The organism is Kitasatospora sp. NPDC053308 (assembly GCF_055585785.1).
Genome location: NZ_JBVJJY010000004.1, coordinates 317,745 through 331,267, shown reverse-complemented (window position 1 = coordinate 331,267; position 13,523 = coordinate 317,745). Strand labels below are relative to the sequence as shown.

11 protein-coding genes are annotated in these 13,523 nt (G+C 75.2%); 5 read left to right on the top strand and 6 right to left on the bottom strand.

Translation table 11 applies throughout. The features are described from left to right. Positions 1 to 281: 281 nt before the first annotated feature. The 5 genes from ACZ6Y7_RS12080 to ACZ6Y7_RS12060 all read right to left on the bottom strand — a co-directional run bounded on the left by ACZ6Y7_RS12080 (position 282) and on the right by ACZ6Y7_RS12060 (position 8,372). On the bottom strand, positions 282 to 3,242 hold the full coding sequence (locus tag ACZ6Y7_RS12080; protein WP_465757778.1) for a cation-translocating P-type ATPase: 2,961 nt from the start codon (positions 3,240 to 3,242) through the stop codon (positions 282 to 284). 230 nt (positions 3,243 to 3,472) lie between these two features. Further along, positions 3,473 to 4,006, bottom strand: coding sequence for a flavodoxin family protein (locus tag ACZ6Y7_RS12075; protein WP_465757777.1), 534 nt, complete (start codon positions 4,004 to 4,006; stop codon positions 3,473 to 3,475). A gap of 91 nt (positions 4,007 to 4,097) precedes the next feature. Continuing rightward, positions 4,098 to 4,970: a universal stress protein gene (locus ACZ6Y7_RS12070; protein WP_465757776.1), complete on the bottom strand. Its 873-nt coding sequence runs from the start codon at positions 4,968 to 4,970 to the stop codon at positions 4,098 to 4,100. A gap of 552 nt (positions 4,971 to 5,522) precedes the next feature. Continuing rightward, positions 5,523 to 8,117 carry a cation-translocating P-type ATPase gene (locus tag ACZ6Y7_RS12065; RefSeq protein ID WP_465757775.1) on the bottom strand — a complete coding sequence of 865 codons (2,595 nt, stop codon included), beginning with the start codon at positions 8,115 to 8,117 and terminating at the stop codon, positions 5,523 to 5,525. Between the two features lie 12 nt (positions 8,118 to 8,129). Next, positions 8,130 to 8,372 carry a DUF1918 domain-containing protein gene (locus tag ACZ6Y7_RS12060; RefSeq protein ID WP_402218114.1) on the bottom strand — a complete coding sequence of 81 codons (243 nt, stop codon included), beginning with the start codon at positions 8,370 to 8,372 and terminating at the stop codon, positions 8,130 to 8,132. Between the two features lie 195 nt (positions 8,373 to 8,567). Here ACZ6Y7_RS12060 and ACZ6Y7_RS12055 point away from each other — a divergent pair, with 195 nt between their 5' ends. The 3 genes from ACZ6Y7_RS12055 to ACZ6Y7_RS12045 all read left to right on the top strand — a co-directional run bounded on the left by ACZ6Y7_RS12055 (position 8,568) and on the right by ACZ6Y7_RS12045 (position 10,806). Then, the gene (locus ACZ6Y7_RS12055) at positions 8,568 to 9,185 is read left to right on the top strand and encodes an Rv1733c family protein (RefSeq protein WP_465757774.1); all 618 of its coding nucleotides are present in this window, start codon (positions 8,568 to 8,570) and stop codon (positions 9,183 to 9,185) included. 325 nt (positions 9,186 to 9,510) lie between these two features. Continuing rightward, a complete protein-coding gene (locus ACZ6Y7_RS12050; RefSeq protein ID WP_465757773.1) occupies positions 9,511 to 9,804 on the top strand; it encodes an SHOCT domain-containing protein in 294 nt (97 codons plus the stop codon). Between the two features lie 21 nt (positions 9,805 to 9,825). After that, positions 9,826 to 10,806, top strand: coding sequence for an Acg family FMN-binding oxidoreductase (locus ACZ6Y7_RS12045; RefSeq protein WP_465757772.1), 981 nt, complete (start codon positions 9,826 to 9,828; stop codon positions 10,804 to 10,806). Positions 10,807 to 11,247: 441 nt separating this feature from the next. Here the strand turns inward: ACZ6Y7_RS12045 and ACZ6Y7_RS12040 are convergent, their stop codons facing one another. Further along, the gene (locus tag ACZ6Y7_RS12040; protein ID WP_465757771.1) at positions 11,248 to 11,817 is read right to left on the bottom strand and encodes a helix-turn-helix domain-containing protein; all 570 of its coding nucleotides are present in this window, start codon (positions 11,815 to 11,817) and stop codon (positions 11,248 to 11,250) included. A 150-nt stretch (positions 11,818 to 11,967) separates the two neighbouring features. On the opposite strand from ACZ6Y7_RS12040, the gene ACZ6Y7_RS12035 reads away from it, so the two are divergent. Continuing rightward, entirely contained in the window at positions 11,968 to 12,747 is a 780-nt protein-coding gene (locus tag ACZ6Y7_RS12035) for an ABC transporter permease (RefSeq protein ID WP_465757770.1), read from the top strand. Next, positions 12,744 to 13,472 (top strand): ABC transporter ATP-binding protein, encoded by a 729-nt coding sequence (locus ACZ6Y7_RS12030; RefSeq protein WP_465757769.1) that lies wholly within the window; start codon positions 12,744 to 12,746, stop codon positions 13,470 to 13,472. The genes ACZ6Y7_RS12035 and ACZ6Y7_RS12030 overlap by 4 nt, the downstream gene beginning before the upstream one ends. Positions 13,473 to 13,523 lie beyond the last annotated feature (51 nt).

Genomic DNA, 13,523 nt, shown 5'->3' with positions numbered 1-13,523 from the left:
GGCCCGACGGCGCCGGGCGCGCCGTGGGCTCCGTCCCTGCCACTGTCCGTCTGGGCGGGGCGCCCCGGCGAGGGGCGGACGGCTCCGGAAGCCGGTCCGGTGGGCCGGTACCCGCAGGGCCGGTCGACCCTGCGGAGCGGGCGTCGACGAGGCGCCGACGACGCCGTGGGCCGGGGCCCTCACGGGGCCTTCGGTGCGCTCCGACATCGACGCGCGCCGCACCGGAGACAGGTGGCGGTCCGGTGGACGGGGAGCCGGTCGGGTGGTCCACGGGCTGATGCTCACCTCGTGCGGTGGCCGTGCTCCGCGGAGATCCGGTGGGCGTGCGCGACGATCTCGGCGGCCGCGTGCTCCCCGACGCCGAGGGCGTGGGTGAGCCGGCGGGCACTCCAGCCGTGCCGGGCGAGCAGGGTGGGAAGCGGGTGGTGCGGGCTCGGCGGCCCGGGCGGCGCCATCACCGGTGCGGGCGGGGCTTCGGGCGCGGGCTCGTTCGTACGCCGGCGGACGACCGCACGGCGCAGTTCGTCCGCTCCCCAGACCAGGAACGGGAAGGGCGCCACGACGAGGACTTGGGCGGGAGAGAGGGCGGCGGTGCCGAACACGTGCTGCAGCGCCGGGAGGTAGACGATCGCGGCGGCGAACGCGAGGGAGAAGCCGATGCCGCCGAGCAGTTGGCGGTTGGCGAACACACCGACGGCCCGCAGCGGCGCCCGGTCGGTCCGAGCCGCGAAGGCGGTGCCGATCTGGCAGGCGACGATGCCCGACCAGGCGACCGTGGTGGCCTGCTGGTACGGCAGGTGGAGGGCGGTGCCCACGCCGGTGGGATCGCCGGGGTGCCAGCCTGCGGCACCGAGGGTGAGGAAGAAGCCACCCATGACCAGGGCAGCGGAGATCAGGCCGAGGAAGCCCCAGGCCCGGGCGAGCATGGCGGGGCGGATCACCTTCTCCGAGCGGGGCCGGGGCGGCCGGTCCATCAGGCCCGGTTCGGCCTTCTCGCGACCGAGGGCGAGAGCGGGGAGGGTGTCGGTGCCGAGATCGATGGCGAGGATCTGCATCACCGTGAGGGGCAGCGGCACGGCGCCGCCGGCGAGGGCGAAGACCAGGAAGGGGACGACCTCGGGAACGGCGTGGGTGAAGATGTAGACGATGAACTTGCGGATGTTGTCGTAGGTGCGTCGCCCCTCCTCGACGGCCGCGATGATGGTGGCGAAGTCGTCGTCGGTGAGCACCATGGTGGCGGCTTCGCGGGCGACTTCGGTGCCTGAACGGCCCATGGCGACGCCGATGTCGGCGCGGCGCAGGGCGGGCGCGTCGTTCACGCCGTCACCGGTCATGGCGACGGTGTGGCCCTCGGCCCGCAGCGCGTCGGCGATGCGCAGCTTGGCCTCCGGCGAGGTCCGGGCGAAGATCACCTCCTCGCCGCGGGCCAGCAGTGCGTCCAGGCGGTCGTCGGGCATCGCGTCGAGCTCGGTGCCGGTGACGATGCGCATCCCCCGGTGACCGATACCGACCTGCTCGGCGACGGCCGCCGCGGTCAGCCCGTTGTCGCCGGTGACCACGTGGACGGTGATCCCGGCCTGGTGGGCCCTCCGGATGGCCTCCGCCACCTCGGGCCTCGGCGGGTCCGACATGGCGACCAGGCCGATCAGACAGAGGTCCCGTTCGGCGTCCTCGCGGCGGCCCGGGGGCGGCCGGCCGGGCGGGAGTGCCCGGCGCGCGACGGCGAGCACGCGCAGGCCGCGCGCCGCCATCCCGCCGACGGCGTGGACGACCTCGGTGCGGTCGGCCGGGGTGATCGGGCGCTCGAGGCCGTGGTCGAGCAGCCGGGTGGTGTGGGTGAGCACCTCCTCGGGGGCGCCCTTGGTGTGCAGGACGATCGTGCCGTGGCGGGCGTCCGCGGTGGTCATGAGCTTGATGCGCGGGTCGAAGCGGAACAGCGCTCGGCGTTCCCCGTCCCGTCGTGCCGGTGTGCGGTCGCCGCCGAGGCGGGTGGCCAGGTCGAGGAGCGCGAGTTCGGTCGGGTCTCCGTGGCCCGCCGCCGGGTCGGCGGTGGTGCAGGCGGCGGCCGCGTCGGCGAGCGTCAGGGCTTCGTGGTCCGGTACGGGGTTCCCGTCCGCCTCGGTTCCAGGGGTTCCAGGGGTTCCGGTGGTTCCGGTGGTTCCGGGGGTCCACACCTCCGTGACGCGCATGCGGTTCTCGGTCAGCGTTCCGGTCTTGTCGGTGCAGATCGTGGTGGTCGAGCCGAGGGTCTCCACGGCGGACAGCCGCTTGACCACCGCTCCGCGCCGGGCGAGGTCGCGCACCCCCGAGGCGAGCGCCAGGGTGATCGTCGGCAGCAGGCCCTCGGGCACGTTGGCGACGAGCAGGCCGACCGCGAAGGCCACCGACGCCGTCAGGGAGAGGCCGGCCGCCAGGCCCATCGGCAGGAACGCGAGTCCGACGCCGACCGCGATCACCGCGATCAGCCGGGCGACCCGCTTGACCTGCTGTTCCAGCGGGCTCTCCTCTCGTCGGGTGCGCTGGCTGAGGGCGGCGATCCGGCCGAGCTCGGTGTGCATGCCCGTTGCCGTCACCACCGCCACGGCGGCTCCGCCGGTGCACGCGGCGCCGGAGAAGACCAGGTCACGGGCTTCCAGCAGGGGGCCCGAGCCCTCCGTGGCCTCGCCGGAGCGGAACACCGGTACGGACTCGCCGGTCAGCGCCGAGAGGTCGACCTCCACCCCGCCCGAGAGCAGGCGGGAGTCCGCCGAGACCCGGTCACCCTCCTCGACCACCAGGATGTCGCCGGGCACCAGCTCCGTCGCCGGCACGGACCGACGCCGGCCCTCGCGGACCACCGTCGCGTCGTCGGGCAGGAACCCGGCCAGGGCCTCCACGGCGCGCTCGGCCTGCCGCTCCTGGGCGAAGGCGAGCAGGGCGTTCAACCCGACCACCGCGAGGATGGCGCCCGTCAGGTTCGGGGCCCCGCTGACGGCCGCCAGCGCGGCGGCGCAGATCAGGAGCAGGGCGAGCGGATGGGTGAACTGGTGCGCCAGCTCGCGCGGCCAGCGGCGGCCCTCGCGGCGTACCAGCGTGTTGGGCCCGTACACGGTCAGTCGCCGGGCTGCCTCACGCCGGCTCAGACCTTCGGGTGAGGTCCGCAGGTCGCGGAAGAGCAGGGCGATGGGCTCACGCGGCTCAGGGGTGGCCTCACCCGCTGCGGGTGGAGCGGCACGGAGTGCGGTCCGACTGTCGCCGGCCATGGTCAGGCCCGGTCGTCCGCCCCGCCCGGGCCGGTGGCACCGGCAGGGCGGCGCGCGGCCGCGTGTTCGCTGCTGGGTGTCATCACGTCCTCCACCGGATGGGGTGCTCCGGGCCTCACCGTCACCGTAGGAAGGTGCGCCGACCGGGTGGCAGGGGGCTCGGCCCTGTCGGACAGGGGCTGCCGCGGGCGGGGCCGGCGGTACCTGCGGCGAGGGTCGGCAGCCGGCGGTCAGACCAGCTTGGCGCCCCAGGCGCGGGCGCGGTCGAGTTCTCCGGCGCGCAGCGGCCCGTCGTTCTGCTCCACGATGAAGCCCTCGGGTTCGACGACGACGTCGTAGTGGTGGTGGGAGAGCCGGTGGGCGATGCCGTTGGCGGCGCCGCCGGCCCGGGGCATGTCGACGCGGGTGTCGAACGCGGCGGCGTGGGTACCGGATTCGGTCTCCGGAAGGTCGCGGAACCAGGACCGCAGGCCCGGGCCCTCGGCGGTTTCCCGTGCTTCGGCCGCGGCCTGCTCGTAGCCTTCCTTGTGCTTCTCGGCCGTGACCGCCATCCGGCGGCTGAGCCCGGAGGACATGCCGTGCATGTGGGTCGGTCCACCGACCACCAGCAGGTCCGCGGAGCGGGTGAGTTCGGTGTCGGCCTCGGCCACCGGGAGGCAGTCCACGGCTATCCCGGGGTCGGCCCGGTGGACGCCTTCGGCGATCGCCTCGGCGATCTCCCGGGTGTTGCCGTACATGCTCTCGTACACGATCACGGCGTGCATGGTCTCCACCTTTCGTCATCTTCAGCTTCTCCCCCGAACCCGGAGGAGGAGATGGGCCGTTCGGGCCGGACCGGACGGCCGGACGGTCCCGTCAGCCGTGCGGGACGATCACGACCGGGCAGTGGGCGCGGTGCAGCAGCCCGTGGGGAACGGAACCGAGCCGCATGCCGGTGAAGCCGCCGTTCCCCCGGCGGCCGATGACCACGGCGAGGGCGTGCTCGGAGGCCCGGGCGAGTTCCTCGACCGGGTGGCCGTGGACCAGTTCGTGGGTCACGGTGACGTACGGGTTCAGGGCGCGGCGGCCCGCGGTGGACTCGAAGAGCTGCCGGCGCAGGATCCGCCCGGTGGCGGCCTCGTCGAGATTGCCGACCGGCGGCCGCTGCCAGACCCAGAGGACGCGCAGGGCCGCCCCACGTTCGGCCGCGAGGTCGAAGGCGAAGCCGACGGCGGGCTCCGAGGACGGGCTGCCGTCCACGCCCAGGACGACGTACGGCGGGTCCTGGGTGGTGTGCTCGGGATCGCGGACCACGACCACCGGGCAGTGGGCCTGGGCGCTCACCGGAACGGCCACCGAGTAGGCGCTCAACGCCTCCTCGGCCCGGCCCAGCCGACGGGAGCCGAGGACGACGAGCGCGGCGTGCCGGGACTCGCGGCACAGCGCCGGGGCCGGGAGGTCATCGGGGACATCGGTCGTCAGCGTCAACCCCGGGTGCCGGCCCCACGCCACGGCCCCGGCCCGGTCGAGGGCCCGCTCGGCCCGCGCGAGCAGGGCCTTGTGGTAGCGGTCCCCGTCGAAGTGCCGGAACTCGCGGTACAGCGGCGGGACGGCGTGCACAAGCCTCAGCGGCAGGCCCCGGCGATCGGCCTCGTCGGCGGCCCAGGCGGCGGTCATGCTGCCGGTGTCGTGCGCGTCGACACCGAGGACGACGGATCGGCCGGGGCCATCGGAGCTCGCGGGTGCCATGGCGTCCTCCTCGGTTCGGCGTTCGCGGGCGTGCTTCCACGCTAGGCACCGGTCCGGCCCCGCCGCGAGGGCCGACCGGCCCCGCCGCGGCGGACCGCCGGTCCCGGCCGGAACGTCACCGTCCGGCGGTCCGGGTCGGCCCGGCGAGCCCTGCAGCCGCCGATCCGCCGGCGGCAAGGTGGAACGCGAAGCCGAACGAGGAGGTGGGCACGATGGTCCGGATCAAGGTCGTCACCAGGCCGAACCGCCCGAACGAACCCCCACCGCTCGACCTGCGGACGCCGTCCGGCCGACGCCTGCCCTCCTGACGCGAACACCGCCCGACTGCCGTCTCCGCAGTCCCGATCCGTCGCCGGCCCACATCGGCCGCCGGCCGCCGAGTCGGCCTGTACGCCACCGCACGCCCTGCGCGATGAATCGAGGCGCGCGACGAACGGGTGAACGAGGGCCGCGCCGGTTCCAGCCGGCGCGGCCCTTCCGCTGCCGGAGCGGTCGACCACCCGCCCTTCGGTAAGTGCCGACCCGTTGGAACAACGGGGGCGATTCGGGCCCTCAGATCCCTTGCTTGCGCAGCCTGGCCGCCGCGAACCCGGCGAGTCCGGCGGCTGCGGGGGCAGCGAGATCGCTCCAGGAGAGCGGCGTGGTGTCCAGCACGTCGCGGAGGAACGGCAGGTAGAGGGCGGCCGCCGCGAGTGCGACGGAGGCGAGGACGGCCAGCGGGAGGAAGAGGTTGGCGCGGGTCAGCAGACGGTCGCGCAGGCCGAGGACGGTGCCGAGCTGAGCCGCCAGCAGGGCGAGGAACAGCACGGTCTGCCAGGGGCGTTGGGCGTCGTGGGCCCAGAGCCCAGCACCGAGCGAGGCGGCCGCGACGACGAGGCCGAGCAGCAGCACCCGCTGCCACACGCCGGAGCCCAGGATGTGCTGGTGCGGTGGGCGCGGGGGCCGGGTCATCGCACCGGGTGAGACCGGCTCCGCGCCCATGGCGACGCCGGTGAGGCCGTGGGTGAGCAGGTTGATCCAGAGGATCTGGCCCGCGCGCAGCGGCAGCGCGAGGCCGAACAGCGGGCCGGCCAGCATGACCAGGATCTCGGCCGCGCCGCCGGACAGGCCGAAGACCAGGAAGCGGCGGATGTTGTCGTAGACTCGGCGGCCCTCCTCCACCGCGCCGACCACGGTGGCGAGTTCGTCGTCGGCGAGGACCAGGTCGGCGGCCTGGCGGGCGACCTCGGTGCCGCGCCGGCCCATGGCGACGCCGATGTCCGCCTGGCGCAGGGCGGGGCCGTCGTTGACGCCGTCGCCGGTCATCGCGGTGACGGCGCCCCGGGCCCGCCAGGCCTGGACGATGTCGAGTTTCTGGCGGGGGTCGGTACGGGCGAAGATCCGTGCCCGGGTGAGGTCGCTGACCGCACCGGTGGCGATGGCCTGCCCGTTCACCACGGCGTCTGGTCCGGCACCCGGCTCGAGCAGACCGACCCGGACGGCCAGGGCGCGCGCGGTGGCCGGGTGGTCGCCGGTGATCAGGACGGGAAGGATGCCGGCGCGGCGGCAGGTGGCCAGGGTGGCGGCCGCCGATGGCTTGGGCGGGTCGGCCAGGGCCGTCAGGCCGAGCAGTCGCAGGCCGTGTTCGGCCTCCTCGGGCGGCTCCGGCAGGCGGTCGAGGTGCTGCTCGGCCACGGCGAGCACTCGGTAGCCCTCGGCGGCGAGGGCGGCGGCCGCGCGCCGGGCCCGCTCCAGGAGCTCCGGCGGGTCGGCCAGGACGGTGGGGTCGAGGACGGTCTCCGGAGCGCCCTTGAGGCAGGCCAGCAGGCCGCCGTGGGGCGTGCGGTGGACGGTGCTCATCCGCTTGCGGGTGCTGTCGAACGGTGTTTCGGCGACCCGGGGGTGGGTCTCCCGCAGCCCTTGGTGGTCCAGGCCCGCCTTGCCGGCGGCCGTCAGCAGGGCGGCCTCGGTGGGATCGCCGAGTGCTCCCCACTGGCCGTCCCCGCCGGACGGCGGGCGCAGCGCGGCGTCGTTGCACAGCGCGGCGGCGGTGAGCAGGCTGTTCACCGCGCCGTCGGCGGTTCCGTTCACCGCGTCGTCGGTGGCTCCCTGCACCGTGCGGTCGGTGGTTCGGTCGAGCCTGACCGCACCGGCCGGTCCGTATCCGAGGCCGGTCACGGTGGCCGTGGAACGGGGTGTCCAGAGGCGCTCGACGACCATGCGGCCCTCGGTGAGGGTGCCGGTCTTGTCGGTCGCCAGCATGGTGACCGAGCCCAGCGTCTCCACGGCCGGCAGTCGCCGGACCACGGCGTGGCGGGCGGCCATCCGGCGCGCGCCCAGCGCGAGGGCGAGCGTGACGACGGCCGGCAGCGACTCCGGCACGGCGGCGACCGCCAGGCTGATGGCCGTCACCCCCATCTCGCCGGGCGGCTGGTTCCGGAGCAGGCCGAGGACGAAGACCAGGGCACAGAGGCCGACCGCGACGGCGGCCAGCACCCGCCCGAGCCCGGCCAGCCTCCGCTGGAGCGGCGTGGGTTCGGGCCGGGGCCGGAGCATGGCGGCGATCCGGCCGAGCGCGCTGTCGGCTCCGGTGGCGGTGACCACGGCCAGGGCCCGGCCCCTCAGCACGACCGTCCCCGCCCGGACCGCGTCATCCCCCGGGGCCCGGGGTTCGGCAGACCTGGTCACCGGCAGGGACTCACCGGTCAGCATCGACTCGTCGAGCAGGAGCGCCGCCGCCTCGGCGAGCCGGGCGTCGGCCGGCACGATGTCGCCTTCGGTGAGGGCGACGACGTCTCCCGGGACGATCTCGGCCGACGGCACCGTACGCTGCACCCCGTCGCGCACCACCCGCGCGGCCGGGGCGGAGAGCCGGGAGAGTGCCGCGACGGCGCTCTCCGCCCGGACCTCCTGGACCACGCCCACGCTGGTGTTGATCACGATCACCAGCGTGATGACGATCGCGTCCGGGTGGTCGCCGATCGCGAGGGTCAGGGCGGCGGCCGCGAGCAGCACGGTGATCAGGGGATCCCGGAGCTGGGCGGCCACCCGGGCCCACAGGGGTACCCGGTGGTCGGCCGCGACCTCGTTGCGGCCGTGCTCGGCGAGCAGTCGCGCGGCGTCGGGACCGGTGAGTCCGCGCGCCGGGGCGTGGGCGGCGACCGTCACGGCGGTGGTCCGTCAGTCGGCGAAGAGGTGCGGATGGGACGGCGCGGTCGCGGCGGGCTCGGGACGGTGCTCGAAGTGGTGGATCCGGGCGTCCGGCCCGGGGAAGTACTCCGTCACCCGGCCGTCGTCCGCCCAGCGCACGTCGTACGGCGGGCTGCCGTCCGGATGGTGCAGGCCGACGATCTCGCCGTCCCTGCGCGCCGCACCGGGCCGGGTGCCCTGGACGATGATGCGGTCTCCCACGGCGGCTCTCATGACGTCCTCCCTGGCTCGGTGCGGGGCGGGGGCCGGGGCCGGCCGCCGCCCTCCTTCCATGGCACCACCAGGCACCGGGTTCGAGCTGGGGCCGGTCGGTCCCCGGCACCGGGCCCGTACGGCCCTCGGGGAAGCGGAACCGGGCTCGCCAGACTGATCCGTGAGAGCAGCATCCCGGTACTGAGGAGGCGCGTCATGTCCGCCGTAGCCGCCACGCACAGGCGCCCCACCTCGCGCACGTCCCTGCGCGGGCACCTTCGCCGGGCCGTCGGCCGGGACCACAACCCGCTCTGCCGTCCGCTCGACCGGGCGTACAGCCGCCTGGTGGCCGGCGTGGCGTTGATGGTGCTCGTCACCGTCGTCCTGGCGGCGGTCACGGCCCTGGTCGTGTACCGGGCGGAGGCAGGCGACGCGGCGCAGGCCGCCCGGCACCGGCACGTCGTCACCGCCGTCACCACGGGCCCCGCGCTGTCGGACGACCCCAGGGCGTCCAACGCGCGGGTGCACGCCCCGGCGCGCTGGACGTACCCGGTCGGGCCCGGTACGGGCAGCATCCCCGTGCCGGACGGCACGGCCACCGGGACGGCGCTCCCGGTGGGGCTGAACGACGCCGGACATCCGGCCGGCGCCCCCCGGTCGAACGGACTGATCGTCTCGGACGCCGTCCTGGCGGGTCTGGGCGCGGCCACCGCACTCGGATTCGGCACGGAGGGCTGGGTCGCCCTGAGCCGCCGGCGGCTGGACCGCCGGGCGGAGGCGGAGTGGGAGTCCGCGTGGGATCAGGTGGAACCCGGCTGGTCCGGGCGGCGGTGACGTCCCGGCTACAGGTGGAAGCGCCGGGTCTCGCCCGGCCGGACCGTCGCCTCGGTGCCGCGCAGGCGGATGCGGACCGGTTCCTGGCGGTCCTCGCGCAGGCTCACGGTGACGGTCCGGAGATGGTGTAGGCGACGGCCGATCCGGCGCCTCCAGGCCGCCCTCCTCGCCGCCCACGCCGAACCCGAGCAGCACCACCAGCGCCCGCACTGGGCGGCCGGGTCCGAGCGGGCCCCGAGGTGGTGCCGAACGGCCCAAGCGCCACGCCGGGCCCCGGCCGCACGGTGGAGGTGTTCGACCTGCCGTCACGGCAGAGGAGACGGTGATGATGTACTGGCACGACGGTGGCATGAACGGCTGGGGCATCGGCCTGATGAGCCTGAGCATGCTGCTCTTCTGGGCACTCGTGATCGTCGGCGGGATAGCCCTGGTCCGGCACCTGGGACGGACGGCCCCGCACAGCCCGGCACCCCCCGGACCTCCCACGGCACCACCGCAGCGGCCCACCCCGGAACAGCTGCTCGCCGAACGTCTCGCCCGCGGCGAGATCGACCCCGACGAGTACCGCACCCGACTGGACGCCCTGCGCGGCGGCGGCGATCCGGCCGCCTCCGGCTGATCACGCACCCTGGAGGCGGTCATGCCCACCCTCGCCCTCGACGCCGTCGCGCTGGAGACGCTCGTCTCCGCCGCGGTCGCCGCGCCCTCGATCCACAACAGCCAGCCCTGGCGCTTCCGGCTGCAGCCGGAGACCTCGACGGTCGAGGTCCGGGCCGACCGCAGCCGCGCCGTGCCCGCCGCCGACCCGCAGGGCCGGGCGCTGCACATCTCCGTCGGCGCGGCCGTCCTCAACCTGAGAATCGCCGCCCGCCACCTCGGCTGGGCGCCCGAGGTGCGCCTGCTGCCCGACCCCGCCGACCCCGACCTGTTGGCCGCCGTCGAACTCGACGCCCCGGCCGCCGCACCGGTGCCGGGCACCGAGAAGCTCTACGCGGCGATCTGGCGCCGCCACTCCAGCCGGGCGCCGTTCACCGGCGCGCCCGTCCCGCCGACGGTCCTCGACGAGCTGACCGCCGCCGCCCACTCCGAGGACGCCCTGCTCCACCTGCCCGACCACGAGGAGACCGCCCGCCTGCTGCACCTCACCGCCGAGGCCGAGCGCCGCAACACCACCGACCGGGCCCAGCGCACCGAGAGCCGCAGCTGGATCCGCACCGGCGAGGCACCGCCGTACGGCATCCCGGTCGGCGCGCTCGGCCCCCAGGACGCGCTCGGCCACCTGCCGATGCGCGACTTCGACGCGCTCCATCCCGCCGAGCACCGGGCCCCCGCCCACTTCGAGGACGAGCCCCGCATCGCCGTCCTCGCCACCGAGCACGACACCCCCGCGGACTGGCTGCGCGCCGGCCTCGCCCTGGAACACGTCCTGCTCGCCGCCACCGTCCACGGCGTCCGCGCCTCCCTGCTGCACCAGGCCATGGAGTGGCCCTACCTGCGCTGGGAAGCCCGCGACCCGCACCACGGCCCGGGCCACGTCCAGATGCTGATCCGCCTCGGCTACGGCCCCGAGGGCGCGCCCACGCCCCGGCTGGCGCCGGGCGAGGTGCTGGAGAGGCCTTGACGCCTATCCGTCGGGCAGGGGGCGCGCCACACCAGTTCGGTGCCGCTCTCCCGGCGGGCACGTGCGGTGAAGGTGCCGCCGAATGACTCCCGTACCAGTGAAGTCAGGAGGCTCAAGAGATCACGCAGTGGCCCGCTTTCGATGCGCCGTCCGTGGCCCTCATTCCACCCGTCGCCGACATGGGAGCCGCGCCGGGGAAGTGCGGAGACGCGCAGCGACCGCAGCACGCGGTAGCTCTGGCCGTCCCAGCTGCGATGTGCCGCACCGGCCAGGCGCGGAGACGCTTCGGCGCGCGTGCTGGGCGTGGTCTCGCCGCGGCGGCTGCGGTGTCGAACCGGGATGGTGCGGAGCGACGAAGTACTGAAGAGGAGTACTGAAGACGAGCGCTGAGGACCTGGGGAGCGACGCGCGGCACGCCTCTCGCGGCGGCGCCGCGCGCGGTCACGGGGTGGCGATGACGAGGAGGGTGCGGGCCGGGTCGGGGCCGACCAGGCGGCAGCGGTGGGGGACGTCGCCGCGGTGGTGGGCGCTCTGGCCGGCGCGCAGCGGGAGCGGTTCCTCGCCCTCGATCTCCAGCACGACCTCTCCCTCCAGTACGTAGAGGAAGTCCTCCCCGGGGTGCTCGAACCAGCCGCGCTCGCCCCGGCCGGGCTCGAAGTGGTGCTCGTAGGCCTCCATCAGGCTGCTGCTCCCGCCGGGGATGAGGACGCGGGCGATCTGGCCGGCGCCCTCGCTGACCCGGATCACCTGCGGGTCGCTCTCGTGGCTGACGGCGCCGGGGCGCGCGGGCGGGCGCAGGAAGGCCCCCGGCGGGACGTCCAGGGCCTCGGCGATCCGGTAGATCGAGGTGAGGCTCGGGGTGGTGAGCCCGCGCTCCAGCTGGCTGAGGAACGGCTGGGAGAGGCCGGAGCGGGCGGCGAGTTCGGCCATCGGCACGCCGCGCTCCTTGCGCCGGCTACGGACCAGTCGGCCCACGGCCAGCGCCTCGGGGGAGGGTTCGAGTCGGGACACGCTGGTGAACGTACCCCATCGCCCCGGAGCGGGCCGCGGCGACGGAAACGTTTCGCACGGCTGCAACGTGCCGTTGATAAGTGAGGTCAATTATTGATGTCACTTATATCGGCCCGGGCGGACGCCCGGCGTTCCCAAGGAGACGTCCGCGTGCAGCTCCTCCCGACTCCGCCCCCGCGGCACCTGACCCGCTTCGCCCCGCCGCTCGCGGCCGCCCTGGCCGTGCTGGCCGGCTGGACCGCCCTGGCGGCCTCCGGTGCCGTGGCACCGGGCCTGCTGCCCACCCCCGCCGCCACCTGGCGGGCCCTCGACGAGAGCGCCCGCACCGGCACCCTCTGGATCGACCTCGCCGCCAGCCTCGGCCGGGCCGGGCAGGGATTCCTCCTCGGCGCCGCCGTCGGCTGCGCGCTCGGCTTCGCCACCGGCTACCTGCCGCGGCTGTCCGCCGCCGTCACCCCGCTGGTGTCCTTCCTGCGCCCCATCCCCGCGATCGCCCTGGTGCCGCTCGCCACCGCCTGGTTCGGCATCGGGGAGACCGCCAAGCGCCTGCTGATCGCCTACGCCGTGCTGCTCGCCGTCTGGCTCTACGTCCACGACGGGGTGTCCCGGGTGCCCCCGGCCCACCTGCGGGCCGCCCGTTCCCTCGGGGCACCGCTGCGCCGCCGGTTCGTCGAGGTGCTGCTGCCGGCCGCCGCGCCCGCCCTGCTCGCCGCGCTGCGGTACGGCGCCTCGGTCGCCCTGCTGGCCCTGGTCGCCGCCGAACTGGGCGGCGCGCAGAGCGGGTTGGCCTACCGGTTGCAGGTGGACGGGCAGTTCCTGCGGACCGACCGGATGTTCGCCGGGCTGCTGGTCCTGGGCCTGCTCGGAGTGGCCGTCGACCTCGCCCTGGCCGCGCTCGGCCGCCGGATCGTCCACTGGAGCGCGGCATGAGCCAGAGCATCCGGCTGGACGGCCTGACCGTCGGCTACGGCCCGCACCGGCGCAGCACGACCGTCCTCGACCGCACCGAACTGGAGCTGCCCGCGGGCTCGTTCACCGCGCTGCTCGGGCCGAGCGGCAGCGGCAAGTCGACCGTCCTCAACGCCGTCGCCGGCTTCGTCCGGCCCACCGCGGGACGGGTGCTCGTCGGCGCCCGGCCGGTCACCGGACCGGGACCGGACCGGGGCGTGGTCTTCCAGCACTACGCGCTGTTCCCGTGGCTCACCGCCCGCGGGAACGTCGAGTTCGCCCTCAAACGGCTCGACCTCCCGCGCGCCGAGCGCCGGCGCAGGGCGCTGGCCGCGCTGGAGGAGGTCGAGCTCGCCGACGGCGCCGAGAAGTACCCCGCCGAGCTCTCCGGCGGCATGCAGCAGCGCGTCGCTCTCGCCCGCGCCCTCGCCGCCGAGCCCGAAGTCCTGCTCATGGACGAGCCGTTCGGCGCGCTCGACGCCCTCACCAGGGCCCGGATGCAGCAGCTGCTCACCCGGCTCTGGCGGCGCACCGGCACCACCGTGCTCTTCGTCACCCACGACATCGACGAGGCGCTCGCCCTGGCCGAACGCGTCCTGGTGCTCGGCGGGAAGCCCGGCCGGGTGCTCGCCGACCACGCCGTTCCGTCCGGACCGCCCGACCCCGCGCTCAGAGAGCTGATAGCCCGTCAACTCTCCGACGCATGAGCAGACATGACTCGCCGGCCCGACCGCCCCACCTCCGTCCGTCAAAGGAAG